This window comes from Mucilaginibacter ginsenosidivorax, assembly GCF_007971525.1.
GTDB classification, from domain to species: Bacteria; Bacteroidota; Bacteroidia; order Sphingobacteriales; family Sphingobacteriaceae; genus Mucilaginibacter; species Mucilaginibacter ginsenosidivorax.
In genome coordinates, this window is record NZ_CP042437.1 from 2521816 (window position 1) to 2541706 (window position 19891).

A 19891-nucleotide genomic window follows, 5' to 3' on the forward strand; every position below is an offset into this window, starting at 1 on the left:
TGCCATGCTTAAAAACTACATCAAGATTGCTTTCCGCAATCTAAAAAAGGATAAACAGTTTACTTTTTTAAATGTGCTTGGCCTTTCGGCCGGGCTGGCCTGTACGCTGTTAATTTATTTGTGGGTACATGATGAGCTGAGTTACGATAAATTTTTTGATAACGATAACCAAGTTTATCAAATTATGGAACACCGCACCGGCGGCGGCAGTCAGCAAATTAGCGACGAATCATCGGGCCTGGTGAGCGATGTGCTAAAAACCCAGGTATCCGAGGATGTGCAATATGCCGCGGCCGTGGCCCCCGCCGATTGGTGGCAAAAATTTACTTTAACGGTTGGTGATAAAAACATTAAAGCCAGCGGGCAGTACGTGGGTAAAGATTATTTCAACATCTTCTCTTTTAAAATGCTGCACGGCGAGCGCGGCAATGTGCTTGCAGCCAAAGCCGATATTGTAATATCCGACGAACTGGCCAAAAAGCTGTTTACTACTGTTGATAATGCCATAGGCAAGTCCGTCCGCTTTCAGCACGACAAGGAGTTTGCGGTTACCGGCGTATTTGAAAAATTGCCCGTACACTCATCCCAGCAGTTTGATTTTGTGTTATCATTTGATTACCTGGCCGACGTGCAGGGCTGGGTAAAAACCTGGAACAATGGCGGCCCGCATAACTTTGTGATGCTAAAAAAAGGGGTTAACCTGGCTGTATTTAACAAAAAGATACTCAATCTTGTAAAAAAGAATAGTGGTGATACCACGCGGAGTGCTGTAGCCATGCGCTTTTCTGATAATTACCTTAAAAATACGTTTAACCATGGTGCCCGCGTTGGCGGCCGCGAGGAGTATGTGAAACTATTTTCGGTTATTGCCGTGTTTATTCTGCTTATTGCCTGTATCAATTTTATGAACCTAAGTACGGCCAAAGCATCGGGCCGAATGAAAGAGGTAGGCATTAAAAAAGTAGTTGGTGCAAAACGCGGCCAGCTGATTGCCCAGTTCTTGTCCGAATCATTACTGATGGCCATATTTACCATGGTATTGGCTATAGGTATAGCCTGGGCATTGCTACCCCAGTTTAACCAGCTTACCGGTAAACAAATACGGCTTGAATTTACCCCGCAGCTTATTATAATGCTTGCAGGCATTACGCTGTTTACCGGTTTGGTATCGGGCAGTTACCCGGCCTTGTATTTGTCTAAATTTAATCCGCTGGCTATTTTAAAGGGCAAGCTCAGTTCATCATTTACCGAGCTGCTGGCCCGTAAGGGTTTAGTGGTGTTTCAATTCACGTTATCGGTGGCCCTTATTGTTGCTGTACTGGTGGTTTACAGGCAAATTCAATACATCCAGCATACCAAACCCGGTTATAACAAAGATAACCTGATCCGCATTGACTCGGAAGGCAAGCTTGCCGGAAACGAAGAGAACTTTGCCGCCGAACTGAAAAATATCCCGGGTGTTTTAAATGCCAGCTTTACGCAGCACAACATGGTTGGGCGCAATTTTGGCACCGCCGGCCTTAGTTGGGATGGTAAACAATCAAACGGCGATGTGTACTTTGAAGGTTTTTTTGGTGGTTTCAACTTTATCGAAACCATGGATATGCAAATGGCCGCCGGCCGTTCGTTTAACAAAAACTACGGCGCCGAGGGCAGCAAGGTAATACTTAACCAAACCGCCGTTAAGGCCATGCAGCTTCAAAACCCGGTAGGCCGCACCATTAAAGTTTTGGGTAATACCTGCCAGGTTATTGGTGTGGTAAAAGATTATCATTTCGAATCGTTACACGAGGTGGTAAGGCCATCGTTTATCCTGCTGGCACAAGGCAGCAGCCCTTATTTTAAAATGATGATCAGGCTCAAAGGCGATCATCAAAAAGAAACCATTGCAAAAATTCAACAACTGTATGAATCCTTTAATCCGGGCTTCCCATTCGCGTACAGCTTTCTGGATGAAGCTTACCAGAAACAATATGAAACCGAAGTAAGGGTATCTGCACTGGCGCAATATTTTTCGTTCCTGGCTATTTTGATATCCTGCCTGGGGTTGTTTGGCCTTGTGGCCTTTACTGCTCAAAAAAGGCAAAAAGAAATTGGCATCCGCAAGGTAATTGGTGCATCGGTAAACAGCATCATGATTATGCTTACGCAGGATTTTTTGAAGTTGGTGGCCATCGCGGTAATCATCGCCTTCCCCATATCCTGGTACGCCATGAGCCGGTGGCTGCAGGGCTTTGTTTATCGTATTGATATTGGCCCGGTAGTTTTTGTTATTGCAGCTATGTCGGTTATGGTTATTACCCTATTTACCGTAGGCTTCCAGGCTATCAAAGCCGCATTGGCCAACCCGGTAAAAAGTCTGAGATCGGAGTAGATAGTATTGAAGCGGGAGTGGTAGTTTCTCTATCCCTGTTTATGAACACAGGTATACTTTGCCCTATCATTTATAAATGGAGCTTAAGTCGGCTGGTGTTGTTAAGAAGAATGTACAGATGTAATTGGAGCAAATATCGCATAGCGCGTTTAAACCATTAGCTAACAGCTTCCATATCAGCAAACATCAAATCGGTCATTAACAGGCCTTTGTTGCCGTTAGCGGTTTCAATGGTATGTATGTATTTATAAGTGTTGCTAAATTGATCAAAACACTGGTCAATTACCTGGATATTTAAATCGGCAAGCGAAAAATTTTCACTGTTTTGAAGGCAAAAAAATTCATTTTTTACGGGCAAAAAGTCGTCAGTATAACCTTGGTTATGCAGATCTATTACCCGGCTGGTGAGTGCATTATTAAGTTTGATTTTATTGTTTTTCATGATCAAGCGATTTAATAGTTAGTAGACGTAAAAAGTGAATGTTTTGTTACGTTAAATGCAACAAAAATCAAACCATCTTCATGAAAAACACATTATTAATCAATTAGTTATATTTTTTAATTTGAAATATGGATAGATGGGTACCAATTGTTTGGCTTTCAGTACATCAGTAAAAGAAACTGCGTCTTTTTTATACAGAATGACAAGCATGCTTATATCGCCGATGGTGAGCCGAAAACAAGTTTTAATAATTGGTCCTTGATTGATAAACGTTGCCCCTGGGGTAGGATATTTTCCACCCTTAAAAGCTCATAAGTAAAGCATCTAACCTTCCAGCTTGGGTCGTTTAATTTGGAAATGAAGACGGCCTTAACTAAGTCTTTATTCCCGATAGAAGGGTTTAAAATATAGTTTGCCAAAGTATTTATAGCAGCAATTTTTATTTCCACTATATCAGTTTCAGCCTCCCGCATCAATATGTCTACAATTTTTTGATTAAAGGGCAACAGATCTTTTTCAATAAAGGCAAACTCCATTAAATAACCCAATATTTCCTTCGGCTTTTTAACTTCGCGGGCCTTTTCAAATATCTCCTTTAAAACATCTACGTAAAATTCGCCCCAAGTCGCTGTATCAACGGCAAGGGCCTCCAAAACAACGGGTAATGGTGATGATAGCACGGAGCCAAATTGCAGTTCTTTTATCTCTTTTTTAAAACGGTGAGGATCGGCATTGGCATAGTCAAGCACGTCGGTTAAAAGCCCGGTATTTTGCCTGGCAGATGTTGCTGAATCAAAAAAAGTTTCTATCCTGTCCTGAAATTTAATCTTAAACTGATTCATGTAAGCGGCGTGCCTTTTAATTTTCGATAAAGATATGTTTATTGCCAATAACTACATTTACACCAATGGAACACCCACTTGATAATCCCGCCTGGAATGCATCTGTAACCGGCAATCATAACCTTGCAGAAGGCACAGATACAGTTAAATGTTTTTTGCCTGATGTATCCCCTTTTGCAGGAATGATACAAAACACACCCGAAAACTTTGCCGCCCTTTATGATATTGTACAACCCAAACGCACTATAGCGGTTTTTAGTCCCGGAGACTACGAAATACCCCAGCCCTGGAAAGTAGTAAACCCCATGAAATGCCTGCAGATGATATATGAAAACCCCATACCTGCAGCCATTGACGACATTGCCTTTACGCCGTTAACTGATGAGCATATACCAGCTATGCTGGCACTTACCAAGCTTACAAATCCCGGCCCCTTCTTTAACCGCACTATCGATTTTGGCAACTATTTTGGTATTTTTATTGGCGATGAATTGGTGGCCATGGCGGGGCGCAGGTTACAGCCTTTGCCCTACATGGAGGTAAGCGCCGTTTGCAATCATCCCGATCACCTGGGGAAGGGTTACGCCAGCCGCCTTATTATGCACCAGGTACGGCTGATTAAAGAAACAGGCGGAATCCCGTTTTTACATGTGCTGCAAAGTAATATAAACGCGATTAAAGTATATCAAAAACTGGGCTTTGAAACACGTAAAGCCATGAATATCTGTGCGATAGCTAAAATTTAACTAATGTAAAAGTTTTGTTAATTAAGTGTATAATCCACAAGTAATGTACTATGTTTGTTATTCCCGCTAACAAAAACCTATACATTCCGGATATGAATATCAAAACAGGATTTGCGCTTTTAAGCCTACTTACATTGCTGCTAAAAAGCCAGTGCATTTGCGCACAGCAGCAAACCGCCACTATTAATATAGATTTAAACGCCGAAACCGGCAACATGAGCCCAATTTGGGCATGGTTTGGGCACGATGAGCCCAACTATACCTACATGAAAGATGGCCGTAAACTGCTTGCCCACCTGGCCGCGTTAAGCCCCACGCCGGTACACATGCGGGTACACAACCTGCTTACCACCGGCGATGGCGAAGCCGCCCTCAAATGGGGATCGACCAATGCGTATACTGAAGATGCCAACGGGAAGCCTGTTTACAACTGGCACCTGGTTGACAGCATATTTGATACCTATATTAAACTGGGCATGAAACCTTACGCCCAGATAGGCTTTATGCCCCAGGCCCTATCTACCCACCCCGAACCTTACCGCCATCACTGGAAACCGGGCGACGACTATAACGACATTTACACCGGCTGGGCCTATCCGCCTAAAGATTATAACAAATGGGAAGAGCTGGTTTACCAATGGGTAAAACACTCGGTTGCCCGTTATGGCAAAAAAGAAGTAGAAAGCTGGTACTGGGAAGTATGGAACGAGCCCAACATTAGCTATTGGAAAGGCACCATGCCCGAGTTTTTTAAAATGTATGATTATGCCGCCCAGGGCCTGCGCAGGGCCTTACCTACCGCCAAAATTGGCGGCCCCGAAATAGCAGGTGGATCAAGCCAGGGCGGGATGAGGTTTTTGAGGGCATTTATTGAACATTGCCTCACCGGCACCAACTATGCTACCGGCAAAACAGGCTCGCCGTTGGATGTTATTTCCTTTCATGCCAAGGGGCAGCCTACCTTGGTTAACGGCCATGTACGCATGAATATGGCCCCGCAAATGCGCGATATCCGCGAAGGCTTTAAAATAGTGGCGTCCTACCCGCAAACCAAAAACATCCCCATCGTTATCGGCGAATCTGACCCGGAGGGCTGCGCGGCCTGTGGTATGGCCACCAATCCATCCAACGCTTACCGCAACGGCACCATGTATTCCAGTTACACGGCTGCGTCATTTGCACGCAAGTACCTGCTGGCCGACTCGTTGGGGGTAAACTTTATGGGGGCGGTATCCTGGTCGTTTGAGTTTGAAAACCAGCCCTGGTTTTATGGGTTCAGGGATTTGGCTACCCACGGGGTCGATAAGCCGGTGCTTAACGTATTCCGGATGTTTGGGATGATGCAGGGCAAACGGCTTAAGGTTAACGCCAGCCAGATGTACCCGCTTACCGCCGTTACCGACTCGGGCATGCGGGGCAGCCACACCGATATTGGCGCGCTGGCCGCCAAAGACAAAAAACAGGCAACCGTAATGGTATGGAATTACCACGACGATGATGTACAGGCCACAGGTCAGCCGGTAAACATAACGCTCAGCAACCTGCCCACGGGCACCGCAACCCTTGTGCAATACCAAATTGATAACCAGCACAGTAACTCCTACGAGGTATGGAAAAAAATGGGATCGCCGCAAAGCCCTACGCCCGAACAGGTGAAACAACTGGAGCAGGCCGGGCAACTGCAAACCCTTGGCAAACCCATAAAACTGCAGGTTAAAGCCGGCATTTTAAACACCACTATCACCCTGCCCCGGCAAGGTGTAGCATTGTTGAAATTAACTTGGTAGTAAGTTCTGAGTCTGAAGTCTTGAGTCCGAAGTTCTAAGACTGAAGTCAAAAAAAAGCTTTCTGACTTAAAACTTTTGACTTTGTGCTTAAGACTTAGGACTTTAGACTTAGAACATTAATTAACCGCCCCGTATATAAACCAGCCATTCAGCAGCAGGTAAACCGCCAGCAGCACTTGTGCGCATATAAAATCAAAGCGTTTGGCTTTGGCCTCCTGTTCTTTTTTAATCAGCCGTAACGAGTACGCGGTGCATATGATAATGCAGAGTATAAAAAACAGCGTTGTACCATGCAGGGTATCCACCAGCGTAAAGGTGGTCGACTCGGGCAGGGCCGAATCGATGATATACTTGTTACCAATCACCGCAAACAGAGCGCCCACACTTAGCCCAAAGCGCGAATCGATGCTATCTGTATGGATGTAAAAACACATGTACGCTATCAGGAAAGCCACATACATACCCAGGAACATCTTCCAAAACAGGCCCATGGCGTCGCGGGCTATCTTCATGGTAACCTTAAAGTTGCTGTACTCGGTATGTGGTTTGGCCAGTGTGCTATCGCCAAAGCCGGTTTCATATTTCTTGATGCCGGCGGCTATGCCCAGGCTGTCAACACGCCAGCCGCGCAGGGTAAAGCGGGGGTCGAAGTGTTTGCCCAGGGTATCGGGCACAAACACCAATGCGTGCGAATCAAACTGCGAATTCTCTATCGAAAAGCGTAATTTCTGCTTATCAAAAGGGAAATTATTAATAGCCCAGGAGTCCATCATTACACATTGCAGCTTCATGAGCAGGTAGGTAGTAGCCCCGGTAGAATCGATGGTAGAAAACGATTTAGTAACCGTTTTGGCTTGTGGAACCTCCAGGTTTTGCACAAAATCAAACTTGCGGTTTTTGTACTTCAGCCATAGCCAAAGGTCAATAGTGTACTCCTTATCCTTAAAATTAATATCGTGGATGCTGGTAATATACACCCCCGTTTTCACCGTATCGGCATGGGGTTGCGCCGCCCGGGTAGCAGCCGACGCCAGCAGGAGCATCAGCGCCAAAATAAGCTTGTTTTTCAATGGCTATAGTTAAAATGGTTGTTGTGCTAATATAACAAAATCGCCGGGCAATACCGGCGAGGCCCTCAAAAACGCAAAAATTGTCATGAATTTAAGCTATAGCAAAACATTTTCAAAAAGAGGATACAAATCATATACTAATGATGCAAAAAAGCACACAAATACATCAAAAATTCACACAAACATTATACAAATAGCATACAAATTCACACAGGTAATTTCCTTAAAAAAAGGCTGTTTTTTGATCGGTTTTTAATTGTTATTTTCACACTTAAACAATAAAAAAAGCACAAAATAGCGATACTTTTTACCCCATCGTCGACGCGCCCGGATGACACCAAATTTGAACTGTTACAACACCTTTTTTTACCATAGAAAAAAATCACATGGGCGTTTCCCCGTTGGTAGAAACGGGGCCGGGCTGTACGCTCATACTGCACCGGCATTAGGCTCGGGCCGGTATCCTCTGCCATCCCTAACGCGGACTGCGGAATACCTAATTTCATGTGATTATAAGTTGTATAATCCGGGGACACGGAGTGAAGAATGGGTTTCAAAATAAGAGAATTTCATCCTGAAAGTACTTATACGTTTTTATGTTTCGGGCACGTTTTTCTCGTACAATAACGACCACTCGGCAACTTCATCGGTGGTGATAGTGCTCATTTTGTCATACTCACTAAGTAAATCCATAAATATAGCCCCCTCGCTTAACCGTTCCGGCTTTTGTAAGTCATTCCGTTTTTGGTCAAGGTCAGTTATCGCTCCATTAATTTCATTTATCAATCTTTCAGACCGAACAGACAACCGATTGGCTTCTGTTTGAAAATTAAGACTGATAAGGGTGATTACAAGAGAAGGCAGCAATGTAGTAAGCGCTAATAAAACCGGCGAAATATGGCCTACTTTTTCAACAATGTGTTCTATATTTCCGGGTATTTCAATATGGTGCGATTTTAAAAACAGCAATAACAATTCAACAGACATCAGTCCTAACTCAAAATAAACAATACGCAACACCCATGCGCCCATTTTTTCAGCAACATGCTCCAGCCGGCTGTGCATGGCATGCTTGGCCTCCGTTTCCTTTTTATGATAATTTATTTGTGTTTGATACCAGTCTTTCTCAATCGCCTCGGTTCCTGCTAACAAATCGTTACTGTTTAGCGTAATCTCGAATTCTGTTTCAAATATATTATTCAAAATATGCTGATACACTACCTCGCCGGGATAGGCGGCCAAATAATTTTTATTGTGGTTGCCAAGCGAGGGTTTGATGGCTTTAAAAATACCGGCAAACGCTAAATGAAGGTTTGCCCTAAGCCTTTCGGATACGTAACGGTACTCGATGGCCATTTTATTGAAATTGTTATTGTTGATGGTTTTGGTATTGCTAATGATGATCAGGATCAAGACCACTTTAACAATGCCCAGCATTATCAGTATGATATAACGCCAATAGCAGCTTTCGGGAAAATAAATGTAAAAGCAGGTTGCCATTACCGCTATAAATACCGCAACGGAGGCCAGCAAATAGTTTAACATATACCCGCCCCGGTATTGCGATTGATACCTGGCGTTTATGTTACTCAATTCGGCCCGCTTGTTGGTTATGGCATCGGCCAGCGATTTTACTGCTACCGGCTCCCTGGTCAATCCTGAACCATAAAACCAGGCCATTTTTCGCAGCCTAAACATCAGGCTTGTTGGTTTGCTTAGCTTTTCAATCTCGGTATGGTATGATTGTATTGCGCCGGCAGCATCATCTTGCTTCAGGCTGTAAAATTCCTTTTTAAATGCCTTTACTATATCCGCTACGCTACTTGCCTGTTCGGTATCCAGTGTCCAGGATATGGCATCGCGGTAGTAGTAAAACAGGCTGTCGGCCAGATTGTAAAGTATTACGGGTTTGCCCGATTGCAGGGCGCACAGGGTAGACTCCAATGTGCCACCGGCAAGCGATTCGCTATTTTTTGCAGCAACAGCCACAAATACATCGGCCATGCGGGTAAGGAACCTGCCTTGCTGCCTGTGCGCCCTTGACCTTAGGGGCTTACCGGTGACGCCGGGCGCATACACACCATCGAGGTGCAATTTATGGGTGCATTTATCATAAAGCGAGGTAAACAAATCAACCTCTTCGGTCGATTCGGGATTTTTAAGGGTTTCCAGGTAATCGTCTTTTCCAAAGGCTATCACTGCCCCCATCGATTTGGTGTTGGTGGTACCTTCCGCCAGCCAGTTGCCGGTATCAAATACCCCGGCCACAACCTGGTCGGCACCTTTGGCCAGGCCGGTTGCCAGGTGCAAATTGGTGTGGCCAAATTCGGCATCAAGGGCTGCAAACAGGGTTGCAATGGCCTCGGGTACCTGGTTTGCAACGGGCAGGTCGCGTTTGCCGGCAAAGGCTATAGTGATAAATTTATGCGTCATAAATATGTTATTGGGTATTGGCTATTTGGGTGGCGGTTACCAGGTGAATATTATCCCTATACCCGGCAGCATCCGGCTTTTTCAATAAAAACTCCAGGGTGGCTTTAAAATTGGCAATCTCTTTTAATTCCAATTCCTCAATCTCGTCCTCATCTGTATTGGCCGGCATTACCAATTGTATGGCGTCGCTTGATGCGCGCAACGTGGTAGGGTAATCATATAACTGCAGCCTGCCGTTTTTTAAATCCGACTGGATAAAAAATGGGTAAGGCCTTGCATCGGGATTCGAAGGCTTTATTTGTATGTGGTTAAGCTTAGTATCGCGCACAAATTTTTCATAGGCAGCATGCGATGCGCTCTGGCCTTTATCGGGAATAACGATGTAGAAATCAAAGGCATCGCGGGTAAGGTCATGTTGTTTGCCGGCTACTTCAAAATCAGCCTTTAGGGATAGTTCTTTACATGCCTGTAATATAAAATTGCGGTAATAACCAATAGCCAGGGATGTAGACGGCAGCAAGTTTAACGTCAAGCCCTTTTTAACTTTCAATAATTTCCCTATCGCATCGGCGGCGGTATGCATGGCCTGGCTGTTATTGTCGTTATTTAAAATCACCCCATCGGCATCAGCATCCAGCTTTATCTTCGTTTTCTTAATGCCATCCAGGTCGCTTGGTATCGTAGGGCTTATTTTAACTCCATCCTGCACAATTTCGGCTACTATAAAGTAAGCCTTTTTAAGGCCAAGCGCGCCCACAAACATACCCAGTTCAAAAATTACATTATCGCGGGTAATAAAGCCATCGGCACCCCGCTTATTAATCTTATCATCCGGCGCTATAATAAACAAAGCATAATCGGTAATAAAAAGCTCCTTTTGTAAACGCTCCAAAAAAAACTCCCCGGCAATAAAAGCGGCATCCCATACCTTTACATCAAAGTCACTTGTTAACAAGGCCTGCAGCCCCCTGGCAATACTAAGCGCCTCTGCCGAGGAACCGATAAATAGTTTTGGTTTCATATAGTTTAGGTTATTGGTTTTCTATTTTTTTAAGTTCGTCGTCCACCCAACGGAGGTTATTTGAAAACTTCTCGTATTGTGGAGCTTCAATCACCAGTTCATCCCATACCTTTTTGGCGTTACGAAAATATTGCTGGGCGTTTAAAATATCCCCTTTTAAGAGTATCGCACCAATTTGTGTGTAGGATATAGCCAGGCCATCTTTAAAAGATACATCGGATGGAAAATCATGATGCAATTCTTCCAAGAGTTTTAAATAATCACGGTAAAATTGCAGGGCATCAGCCAGCCTGCCATTGGCTTGGTGTATCGCGCCCACTCTTGAATAAGAAATAGCCAGGCCATTTTTAAAAGATACGACGGATGGGAATTCATGATACAATTCTTTCAAAAGCTCTAAACTATCGTTGTAAAATTGCAGCGCATCAGCCAGCCTGTCATTGGCCTGGTGTATCTCTCCCACCTTTAAATAAGAAATAGCCAGGCCCCTTTTAAAAGATACGTCGGATGGGAATTCATGATACAATTCTTCCGAAAGCTTTAAATAATCGTTATAAAATTGCAGGGCACCAGCCAGCCTGCCATTGGCCTGGTGTATCTCTCCCACCTTTGAATAAGAAATAGCAAGCCCCCTTTTAAAAGATGCATCGGATGGGAATTCATGATACAATTCTTCGGAAAGCTTTAAATAATCTTTATAAAATTGCAAGGCATCAGCCAGCCTGCCATTGGCCTGGTGTATATCGCCAACCTTTGAATAAGAAATAGCCAGGTTCTTTTTAAAAGATACATTGGATGGGAATTCATGATACAATTCTTCCGAAAGTTTTAAATAATCGTTATAAAATTGCAAGGCATCAGCCTGCCTGCCATTGGCCTGGTGTATCTCGCCCAACCTTGAATAAGAAATCGCCAGGCCATTTTTAAAAGATACAACGGATGGCAATTCGTGATACAATTCTTCCGAAAGCTTTAAACTATCGTTATAAAATTGCAGGGCATCAGCCAGCCTGCCATTGGCCTGGTGTATATCGCCCACCTTTAAATAAGAAATAGCCAGGCTATCTTTAAAAGATACATCGGAAGGAAATTCAGCATGCAATTCTTCCGAGAGTTTTAAATAATCGTGGTAAAATTGCAGGGCATCAGCCAGCCTGCCGGTAGCCTCGTGTACCTCGCCCACCTTTGAGTAAAAAACAGCCAACCACCCTTTATTATTCAATTGCAGGCTTATTTTTTGCCCAATTTGGGCTACAGATAGCGCTTCGCTTAAATTGCCAGTGCTTATATAATAGACTACGGCATTAAAATTGAGCGTAATTAAGCCTTGAGATGGCTTGTTTATCAAGTTTTTTGTAATCGTTTCGGCTAATGACACAAAGGGCCCCGCCGAATTAAAATGCTCTAAATAAGTGCCATCATTCTCCAGTTGTTCGTTCAAATTATCCAACAATGCTTCGCTATCCTTTTGCACGGTTTCCTTATTTTTTGCAAGCGTTACTTTTTGCACTACCGGGCTTATGCGGTAATTTACGTCATCATCAATTAGCCAGCCCTTTTTTGCCAGTACATCTAAAACCTTAAATTCAAATTTATCCTGCTTAAAAAGCTCGCATAAAAACATAAAGTGGTGTGGCACGGCGGGTAGCAAGGCCATATTTACCAGCCAGTAGCGTTCGGCATGGTCCAGTTTCGAAAAATCGTAAAGGATATCCAGGATCTGGTCTGTAGTCGCAGCTTTTTTATGCAGGTTACCGGCGTAGACATTGTTTACTTCAAAGCTTCGTTTGCCCAGGAACAGGCCGTAGTTTTCCAGCTCGCAAAGCAGCTCGGCCAAAGTTTCGCCGCGCTTTTTTAGCTCCAGCATGTTTTTGCTAAAAATGTCTATCAGCAGGGTGTGGTAGTTAATGGCTAATAATAACTTATCAAGCAGGGTTTCAAATTCCGGGCCTTCCTCTGTATAATTACTCATAAACAAGGCCCTGGCCAAAGGCGGGGGCAGGTGGGTTATCTGGTATTCCTGCCCGGGTTCCAAAATGCCATGGCAGCGGCTGGTCATGAGTACGTGCCAGTGAAAGCCGCGAAAGTTTTGTTTAAAGGCCTCGATATGTTCGGGGGTATTGGCATTATCAAGCACCAGTAAAAAATTGTGCGATACATTTTGGAGGCCTGCCTTTAACCGTTCCAACTGCTCTTCCTCAGTCAAATTGCTCAGGTCGATATTAAAGCGGGGGGCCAGTTTCTTTAATTCGCTTACAATGCCATTTTCGCAAAACAGCCAGGCGTTGAATTTATAATGATAGGTGCTTTCCTGCCAGTACCTGGCAGCCAGGGTTGTTTTGCCAATGCCACCCTCGGCATTAATGAGCATCAGTTTGCCTCCGGCATCCAGCTTTTGGCGGATGGCCTTTAATTCCTCCTCGCGCCCCACAAAATTACCGGGCACGCTTTGGCCATCGTTGCAAATGGTTTCGGCAGGTAAACCGGGCTGCAAAATCCCGGTTGCAAAATACTTGTCTATTTCCGAAAATAGCTTTACCCGCAGGTCATCTGCATCGGTATAGCGGGGTTTAAACTGGCCGTCCCTTTGGGCTATTTTAGCTTCAAAGGCTTTTAAGCTGCTATCGGTTGTTTTGGCGGTTTGCTTTTTAAAAACCAGTACCTGCGGCTCCCCGGTTTCCTTAAAGCGTTTGTAAGCAAATTCGTATTCTTCGTCGGTATACTCGCCTACCTTGCTTTCATACAGCATTACAAAAATATGGCAGGTTTCAATTTCCTGGATATAGGTAGCCTGCTTGCGCATTTGGGCAAATGACATGGTGCCGTGTCCCCATTTGTACAAATCAAAGTACACCTGTTTGCCTTCGCGCTGCACCTTGCCGTTTAGCTCCTGCACCATATCGCCAAAAGCCTGCCTGTCGCCGGCAAGTTCTGAAGAGGAAGCCAGGAAAATTTTGTAATGGATATGCATGCGGCGGATACAGCTTGGGTTTAGGGTAAATTTAATGAATATTATTTTACGGGATGTGGACGCATCAAAAAATATCTACCCGAAAATTAAATTATTTAACAAAGTAAATTGGCAGGCTTAAACAATTCACCATTAGCCATTTTGTTAAATATTGGTCAACAAAATATTTATGAGAAATTATGAGATAACAAGTAGCCTTTTTAAATTAATAATGTATTTTTATTATCTGAATAAGCTTAACCTTATTATTTTTTAAACCCCAAAATGGATAAAGCTGTATTTATAAGTCATTCCAGCAAGGATCTCAAACTTGCAAAGTCGTTATGCGAATACCTGGAAGAAAGAAAAATTACCTGCTGGATAGCGCCAAGAGATTTGGACATAGCTGCCGGGAAACCTTATGGTGCCGGCATAATGCAAGGTATAAAAGCAACAAGAATTATGGTTGTTGTGCTAACTCAAAATGCAAATGCATCGGACCGTGTACAAGATGAAATCAGCGTAGCTTCGGGGAAAAAGAAATTAATAATTCCTTTTAATACCGAACCAATAGTTTTAGATGAATCATTAGAGTTGATATTGAGAAGGCGTCATTGGATAAAAGTAAATGGCGGCGAAGTAGAAGATTATTTTGATAAAATATATAACGCCTGTTTGGCTGCATTAGCAACAGCCCCGCTACCCGAAATTGAAGATGTTAACAATACTTCGGGTGTGCAACAAGAAGGTTTACAAGACGACACCTTAACGGGCCCTGAGATTACCCGCTGGCCATTTCACTGGACTAAAATTGCAGCTTTACTTGCGGCAGTAATATTAGTCGCGGGCATTTTGGGTTGGCGCCTGTTGTATAACCCTCCGCAGACAACTGCGTTAAAACCTGCTAAAACATCCGGCGATGATAAATACATTACTTCTGATATTAAAACCATCAGGACGGTTTTGCTGCGTATCAACAGTTTGAAAGATACCACGGAAAAGGTTCAAAAAGAGGCGTTAGACAATGCAATGAGCACCTATTTTAATCCTCATTTTATCGTGAATGTAAAATACGACAAAAGCGCATCAGCAGCCGTCCCCGAGCCGGGCCGAGAATATTTATCGGGATTGTATGTTAAAAACCAGGTAGCCGATATACGGGTAACCAGGCTTGTAAGTACAAATCACAAAATAGATAGTATAGAGGTCACCGAAATCCATAAAAAACCACACGATATAAAAATCATCAAATGAAAAGATGTTTACTTGTTGCTATGCTGATCTTGTTAAACGGTGTAGCGAAAGCGCAGCATAAAATTCCGGTAATCTCACCCCAGGACAAAGATCAGATTGAAGCCCAGGCTAATATCGATGTACAGAATTTTTGTTTCTATCTCAGTGATTTAGCTGATAAGCAAACAAAAACGCGACAAAGGGACACCCTAAAGGCTAAACTCCTCAGGCTATTTGCCGATAGCGCCACAATTACGGTTAAACCAAAACCTAACGATCCTGGCATTGAGCACCCTGTTTTAGAGTACCTAACACAAGTTGCAAATTATAATTATCGTAACAAATTAAATGTGGTTGCCATAACGTTTGACCAGATTATTGTAGATGTAAGCCCCACGAATTTGGTAGAGACCACCATTAACGGGCAGCGCGCTTACGTAGGCAAATTCTCTTTTCTGCAACACTTCAGGGTGCAAAAGGAAGAAACTGCGTTTGTTTTAGCGCAGGCCGAAGTTCCGGTAATGGAAAAGTTAACCTACTTAACCGAATGGGGCGATGACACCCGCAAGTATGGAAAAATTATTATCATACCCAAAAAAGCATCTGCACGAGGGGCCAAATACAAGGTATTATTAGGTGATATAACAGCCGGTGAGGTAATTATGATAAAAAAGAAACGTATAGAATAATGAGATGGTTAATCCAGATTTTTATGATGCTATGCTGTGCAACACTTTTACAAGCGCAGGTACTTTCCGCAAATCAGCGCAAACAGGTAATAACTCGTGTCGAAGCATTTAAAAATTACCTGGTTAAATATTCTGGCGGCAATTTTACCAATAGTTCTGTAATATTTAGGGATAGTTTGTCGGCCATGTTCAGCCCCGATGCCAATCACGCTATAGATTTGGGCGGGCAATATAAAGGTGGTGTAAGGGAAGAACCTATTGACAATTATTTGGTAAAAGTTGCTACCGGGTATAATTTTAAGGTCGACATCAGGTTTACACAGGGGCAATTGATAGACTGTATTGACACACTGGACGGAAAATCGGCCATATACGTTACAGAGAAATGTATCGCTCAAAAAGGCAGGGTGAATGTATTTTCGGAAGTGGTACAAGTTAGTTTACCTGATGATGAAAATAATTATAATGGTTACAAGATACGGGAGGTAGCCTTTGCCGCAGATTTTAAATATGACCAAGAAACACATTACCAATGCGCTAACCTTATTGATGTAAGAACAGAGGATAAGGAGAAAGTAGAAAAACAGAATACTGCCGATGTACTTTTTTACAGCCATAGATATACGGATGCCATTGAAGCTTACTTGTTTATGGCAGATAGATATCCAAAGGATAGTTACCCTCTGTTGATGCTGACCAGGTGTAAAGATGGCCTGCGTAATGATAGTATTTTTTTGCAGCAAGGAAAAAAGTACATGGGCGAAAAACAATCTGCCCGCGCCATTAACTGGTATACCGGGCATATGTTGGTTTTTCCAAAGGATATTAACAACGTATGGATTGCCGATACCATACGCCATATCCGGGTAGTTTCGGTCGATGAGAACTATACTGCGAGTATGGCAAATGCCCGGCAACAACAAAAATTAAACAATTTTGGCGATGCCTGCTACTATTACACTAATGCCTTAAAATTTAAGCCAGATAACAGGGTTGCATTAGATAGCTTAACCCATACGCGTGTTAAGGATGTTGATTATGCCAACAATAAAATTGACAGCGCTATACGCCTTTATAAAGAAAACAAAACAGACAATGCCGGGGCGTATTTTAAAATACTGGACGAGTACGGACGCTATGGCACCCATATTGGCACCGAGCAATATTTATATATGGCATACCTGGCATATGATCATAATAGGCAGGTGTTAAATGCAATGAACGTTCAAACAAATAAGGATTTTAAAGCATTCCGAAAAAGATGTTACGATAACCTTATAAACGCCTATAACCAGGAAACAAATAAAGAGATCAGAAAAAAGGTAAAATATTTTATTGAAGAAATTGTTAACTAACCAAACCACTTATCATGTTGAAAATGTATAAATACGTAGTAATTTTAGTTTTAACAGCTGCTCCGCTTTTTAGCCGGGCTCAAACAGACACATCGAAAAACATAAACGGGCAAGACAGAGATACCCCGGTACCGTCGTCAAGGTTTATTTCATTCCGTAATGCAAAATTCTCCGTAGGTGCAGGTATCGAAGGCGCATTCCCGGCAATGATGAAAAGTACGGTTAATCCGTCCGAACTTAGCATCACTTATAAAGATACCCGGCCCGATCATTCCAAATATCCTTATGTATCAGGTGGTGTAGCCCTTGATATTTATTCAAATAATTCGCTTGCCGGCCTTTTGGTTGGGGTTAATTATTCAGTGAGTACAACCACCTATCAGCAGGACAAAGTAGCTACCGACTATTTTAGCATTAACCGCTTAGAGGTACCCATATATTTAAAATTCAGGCCCGGCCGGGTTGATGCCACAAACCACCTTTGGTTATTATTTGGCGGCATATTTAGCTTACCCGTTAGCGTTAACCGGCAGTATATAACCGCATCATCTGCCACGCCGGATGGTGCAACTTTTACCGACACCAATATTTCGCAGGTATCAAACCTGTTTTTAGTATCAGGTTCAGTAGGGTACGAAGGCTACGTTATGAAAAGAACGCGGGCCGCTGTCTTTTTATCAGCCGCTTACTCGGTAAACAGCCAGTTTAACAGGGATTATATTGAATATAATCCCGCAGTGGCACAAGGACCTAACGGAATTACTACAGGTGGACAAAGCGTACTCGCAAACTTCCCAAACTATTCAGCGCACGAGCTCAGGTTTACCCTCGGCTTAAAAATATTTATAAAACTTAAAAAACATATACTTAAAGATGCTGAAGACATATGAGATGATAAATCTTTTGTACACCTGCTACCGTAAGCACTTCCCGCTGCCGCAATAAGAAGAGTCAAGAGGCAAGAATCAAGAATTAAGAATTTTTTGGCTTCCTTACAGGCACCGGGTGGCTTTTCTTCGTCGGGGGCGTTTCGAAAAAGGATCCGAGGTGGCATGGGCGGCGATAATTAGCTGTTTTCACGTCTTGATCCTGACAACTACCCTGCAATTTTTGTAACAATTACGCAACAAGCAATTCGCTTCATAATATTCACAAAATACGGGCGTTTTTAGGCCATTAGCATTTAAATACCCCAAATTAATAATGAATATACAAGTTAACCTTGCCCAAATACGCTTTAATACCGAAAGTGACGGCCAAAATAAATGCTGGCGGCTGGTGCTGGATGGCGAAGAGGTGCTGGTAGAGTCGGTAAACATCCTGGCCCCTGTTTTTACCTCGCGCGATTGGATTGAGCCTATCAACAAATTTAAACACCATATTTCGGTTGCCGATTGCCTGGTGCACATTGACGCCACCGGCGCAGCGCTGATAACTGCTGTTTGATTGGCTATATAGCGCCCTTATCTTTTGCACCTGGTTCATTAATAAAACTGCTTACCGTTTTTTCTGATGTCCGCTCGGGTGTGTTCAATGCTATTAAATTAAGAGAAGCAGAAAGTGAGCAATAATATCGAACATTGAATTTCGAATTACCAACACCGAAGTTTTTCCTTCATTATTCGAAATTGGGCATTGGGTGTTCGATATTAAATTGACCATTCATTCCTTAGCTTAATAGCATTAGGGGTGTGTTTGAGAGAACCTTTGCGTACAGAAAATTTCAAACCAAGCACCTCCTGATACTAATTGCTTAATTATAACGTTTCACCTCATCACAATATTTATTAATCGCCGGTGAAACCTTGTGTTAAATTGTTTGCACTATTGCAGTTGCTGCTGTTAACCGTAGCTGCTAATGCTGCAACCCCGCATATTGATATTAACCGCACCCGGCTAAAGGCCAAACAAAGCCTTGCTTTTTGCAAACAAAAAGGCTACAATACCCGCTATTGTATTTTGATAGATATGAGCCTGCACTCGGGCGTTAAGCGCTTTATGGTTTGGGATTTTAGTAAAAACGATACCATGATTACCGGCCTGGTAAGCCATGGCTGTGCCAGCGCCCCGTGGTCGGGCGTGTGGACAAAGGATAAACCCGTTTTCAGCAATAGCGACGGCAGCCATTGTACCGCCCTGGGTAAATACCAGGTTGATGGCCGGGCCTATAGCGCCTGGGGCATCCACGTAAAATATTTTTTAACCGGTTTGGAGCGTACCAACAACAATGCCCTGGCGAGGCAAATTGTATTCCACTCCTGGGACCAGGTTGCCGAAACCAATGTGTACCCCAACGGCACGCCCGAAGGATGGGGCTGCCCGGCGATATCAAACAATACGCTAAAAATTGTGGATGCGCTGATCAGGAAACAAAAAAGGCGGATGCTGATGTGGATTTATAGTTAGTATAAGTTTAGCTGGACCCTTGCTGTTTTTTAAGGTTTTTGCAATGCTTTAGGTTAAGCATTTTCAGCCCCGTCGGGGTACAACATTTGTAGAAGAAATAGAAAATAATGCTTCGTGCCGTAGGTAGGTAACCTATGAAGCGTACCTACGGCACGCAAAAACTAAAGACAAAGTGCTACAAATGTTTTGCTCCTCTGGAGCAACCTGTCAACTTTTGTCCCCTCAGGGTCTCTTTGAAAAAGGACCCTGAGGCCGCATGCAAGGCGATGAACAGTTTTAATACGACGGACATCCATACACAGGTTCCTCTACGAAAAATCAGAAAAGAATAAAGGCCCTTATGTTTCTTTTTCCACCGGGCTAAATTCTATGATCAATGCAGCATCTAACACATGGTCATCTAATCGCCTTGATGATAAAACAAGATACCAGCCTGCCGGCGCTAAAAATAAACAAAGCAAAAAGCTGGTGACGCCACCAATAACCCTTTTCGAGCCAATTTTGGCAAAAATAAAAGCAACAATGATCATCATATGCTAATCT

Annotated in this window: 16 protein-coding genes; 9 read left to right on the forward strand and 7 right to left on the reverse strand. The window is 43.3% G+C overall.

Going from position 1 to position 19891, the window contains the following annotated elements:
* The first annotated feature begins 4 nt into the window (after window positions 1-4).
* Window positions 5-2374: an ABC transporter permease gene (locus FSB76_RS10440; RefSeq protein ID WP_147053518.1), complete on the forward strand. Its 2370-nt coding sequence runs from the start codon at window positions 5-7 to the stop codon at window positions 2372-2374.
* Window positions 2375-2531: 157 nt separating this feature from the next.
* Here FSB76_RS10440 and FSB76_RS10445 read toward each other — a convergent pair whose 3' ends face one another.
* Entirely contained in the window at window positions 2532-2816 is a 285-nt protein-coding gene (locus FSB76_RS10445; protein WP_147053519.1) for a hypothetical protein, read from the reverse strand.
* Window positions 2817-3028: 212 nt separating this feature from the next.
* The gene (locus FSB76_RS10450; protein ID WP_147053520.1) at window positions 3029-3658 is read right to left on the reverse strand and encodes a hypothetical protein; all 630 of its coding nucleotides are present in this window, start codon (window positions 3656-3658) and stop codon (window positions 3029-3031) included.
* A gap of 65 nt (window positions 3659-3723) precedes the next feature.
* Between FSB76_RS10450 and FSB76_RS10455 the strand changes: the two genes are divergently transcribed.
* Both FSB76_RS10455 and FSB76_RS10460 read left to right on the forward strand, forming a co-directional pair.
* Window positions 3724-4404: a GNAT family N-acetyltransferase gene (locus FSB76_RS10455; RefSeq protein WP_147053521.1), complete on the forward strand. Its 681-nt coding sequence runs from the start codon at window positions 3724-3726 to the stop codon at window positions 4402-4404.
* Window positions 4405-4496: 92 nt separating this feature from the next.
* Window positions 4497-6191: a GH39 family glycosyl hydrolase gene (locus FSB76_RS10460; protein WP_147053522.1), complete on the forward strand. Its 1695-nt coding sequence runs from the start codon at window positions 4497-4499 to the stop codon at window positions 6189-6191.
* Between the two features lie 116 nt (window positions 6192-6307).
* Here FSB76_RS10460 and FSB76_RS10465 read toward each other — a convergent pair whose 3' ends face one another.
* From FSB76_RS10465 to FSB76_RS10480, 4 genes are all read right to left on the reverse strand, one after another.
* Window positions 6308-7261: a hypothetical protein gene (locus tag FSB76_RS10465; protein WP_147053523.1), complete on the reverse strand. Its 954-nt coding sequence runs from the start codon at window positions 7259-7261 to the stop codon at window positions 6308-6310.
* Window positions 7262-7855: 594 nt separating this feature from the next.
* A complete protein-coding gene (locus FSB76_RS10470; protein WP_147053524.1) occupies window positions 7856-9694 on the reverse strand; it encodes a hypothetical protein in 1839 nt (612 codons plus the stop codon).
* A 7-nt stretch (window positions 9695-9701) separates the two neighbouring features.
* Window positions 9702-10715, reverse strand: coding sequence for an STING domain-containing protein (locus FSB76_RS10475; protein ID WP_147053525.1), 1014 nt, complete (start codon window positions 10713-10715; stop codon window positions 9702-9704).
* Window positions 10716-10725: 10 nt separating this feature from the next.
* Window positions 10726-13686, reverse strand: coding sequence for a tetratricopeptide repeat protein (locus FSB76_RS10480; RefSeq protein ID WP_147053526.1), 2961 nt, complete (start codon window positions 13684-13686; stop codon window positions 10726-10728).
* Window positions 13687-13950: 264 nt separating this feature from the next.
* Here FSB76_RS10480 and FSB76_RS10485 point away from each other — a divergent pair, with 264 nt between their 5' ends.
* The 6 genes from FSB76_RS10485 (at window position 13951) to FSB76_RS10510 (ending at window position 19348) form a co-directional block, all read left to right on the forward strand.
* Window positions 13951-14919, forward strand: coding sequence for a toll/interleukin-1 receptor domain-containing protein (locus FSB76_RS10485; protein WP_147053527.1), 969 nt, complete (start codon window positions 13951-13953; stop codon window positions 14917-14919).
* Window positions 14916-15587 (forward strand): hypothetical protein, encoded by a 672-nt coding sequence (locus FSB76_RS10490; RefSeq protein WP_147053528.1) that lies wholly within the window; start codon window positions 14916-14918, stop codon window positions 15585-15587. Before FSB76_RS10485 ends, FSB76_RS10490 begins: the two co-directional genes overlap by 4 nt.
* Window positions 15587-16942 (forward strand): hypothetical protein, encoded by a 1356-nt coding sequence (locus FSB76_RS10495; RefSeq protein WP_147053529.1) that lies wholly within the window; start codon window positions 15587-15589, stop codon window positions 16940-16942. Before FSB76_RS10490 ends, FSB76_RS10495 begins: the two co-directional genes overlap by 1 nt.
* A 14-nt stretch (window positions 16943-16956) precedes the next feature.
* Window positions 16957-17832: a hypothetical protein gene (locus FSB76_RS10500; protein ID WP_147053530.1), complete on the forward strand. Its 876-nt coding sequence runs from the start codon at window positions 16957-16959 to the stop codon at window positions 17830-17832.
* Between the two features lie 313 nt (window positions 17833-18145).
* On the forward strand, window positions 18146-18388 hold the full coding sequence (locus FSB76_RS10505) for a hypothetical protein (protein WP_147053531.1): 243 nt from the start codon (window positions 18146-18148) through the stop codon (window positions 18386-18388).
* Between the two features lie 369 nt (window positions 18389-18757).
* The gene (locus FSB76_RS10510) at window positions 18758-19348 is read left to right on the forward strand and encodes a murein L,D-transpeptidase catalytic domain-containing protein (RefSeq protein WP_147053532.1); all 591 of its coding nucleotides are present in this window, start codon (window positions 18758-18760) and stop codon (window positions 19346-19348) included.
* A gap of 338 nt (window positions 19349-19686) precedes the next feature.
* Here the strand turns inward: FSB76_RS10510 and FSB76_RS10515 are convergent, their stop codons facing one another.
* Window positions 19687-19881 (reverse strand): hypothetical protein, encoded by a 195-nt coding sequence (locus FSB76_RS10515; protein ID WP_147053533.1) that lies wholly within the window; start codon window positions 19879-19881, stop codon window positions 19687-19689.
* Window positions 19882-19891 lie beyond the last annotated feature (10 nt).

Coding starts and splice junctions, on each gene's coding strand:
- FSB76_RS10495 (WP_147053529.1), top strand. CDS start 15,587: ATGAGATGGTTAATCCAGATTTTTATGATGCTATGCTGTGCAACACTT.
- FSB76_RS10450 (WP_147053520.1), bottom strand. CDS start 3,658: ATGAATCAGTTTAAGATTAAATTTCAGGACAGGATAGAAACTTTTTTT.
- FSB76_RS10455 (WP_147053521.1), top strand. CDS start 3,724: ATGGAACACCCACTTGATAATCCCGCCTGGAATGCATCTGTAACCGGC.
- FSB76_RS10445 (WP_147053519.1), bottom strand. CDS start 2,816: ATGAAAAACAATAAAATCAAACTTAATAATGCACTCACCAGCCGGGTA.
- FSB76_RS10490 (WP_147053528.1), top strand. CDS start 14,916: ATGAAAAGATGTTTACTTGTTGCTATGCTGATCTTGTTAAACGGTGTA.
- FSB76_RS10485 (WP_147053527.1), top strand. CDS start 13,951: ATGGATAAAGCTGTATTTATAAGTCATTCCAGCAAGGATCTCAAACTT.
- FSB76_RS10480 (WP_147053526.1), bottom strand. CDS start 13,686: ATGCATATCCATTACAAAATTTTCCTGGCTTCCTCTTCAGAACTTGCC.
- FSB76_RS10505 (WP_147053531.1), top strand. CDS start 18,146: ATGAATATACAAGTTAACCTTGCCCAAATACGCTTTAATACCGAAAGT.
- FSB76_RS10475 (WP_147053525.1), bottom strand. CDS start 10,715: ATGAAACCAAAACTATTTATCGGTTCCTCGGCAGAGGCGCTTAGTATT.
- FSB76_RS10515 (WP_147053533.1), bottom strand. CDS start 19,881: ATGATGATCATTGTTGCTTTTATTTTTGCCAAAATTGGCTCGAAAAGG.
- FSB76_RS10470 (WP_147053524.1), bottom strand. CDS start 9,694: ATGACGCATAAATTTATCACTATAGCCTTTGCCGGCAAACGCGACCTG.
- FSB76_RS10460 (WP_147053522.1), top strand. CDS start 4,497: ATGAATATCAAAACAGGATTTGCGCTTTTAAGCCTACTTACATTGCTG.
- FSB76_RS10500 (WP_147053530.1), top strand. CDS start 16,957: ATGTTGAAAATGTATAAATACGTAGTAATTTTAGTTTTAACAGCTGCT.
- FSB76_RS10440 (WP_147053518.1), top strand. CDS start 5: ATGCTTAAAAACTACATCAAGATTGCTTTCCGCAATCTAAAAAAGGAT.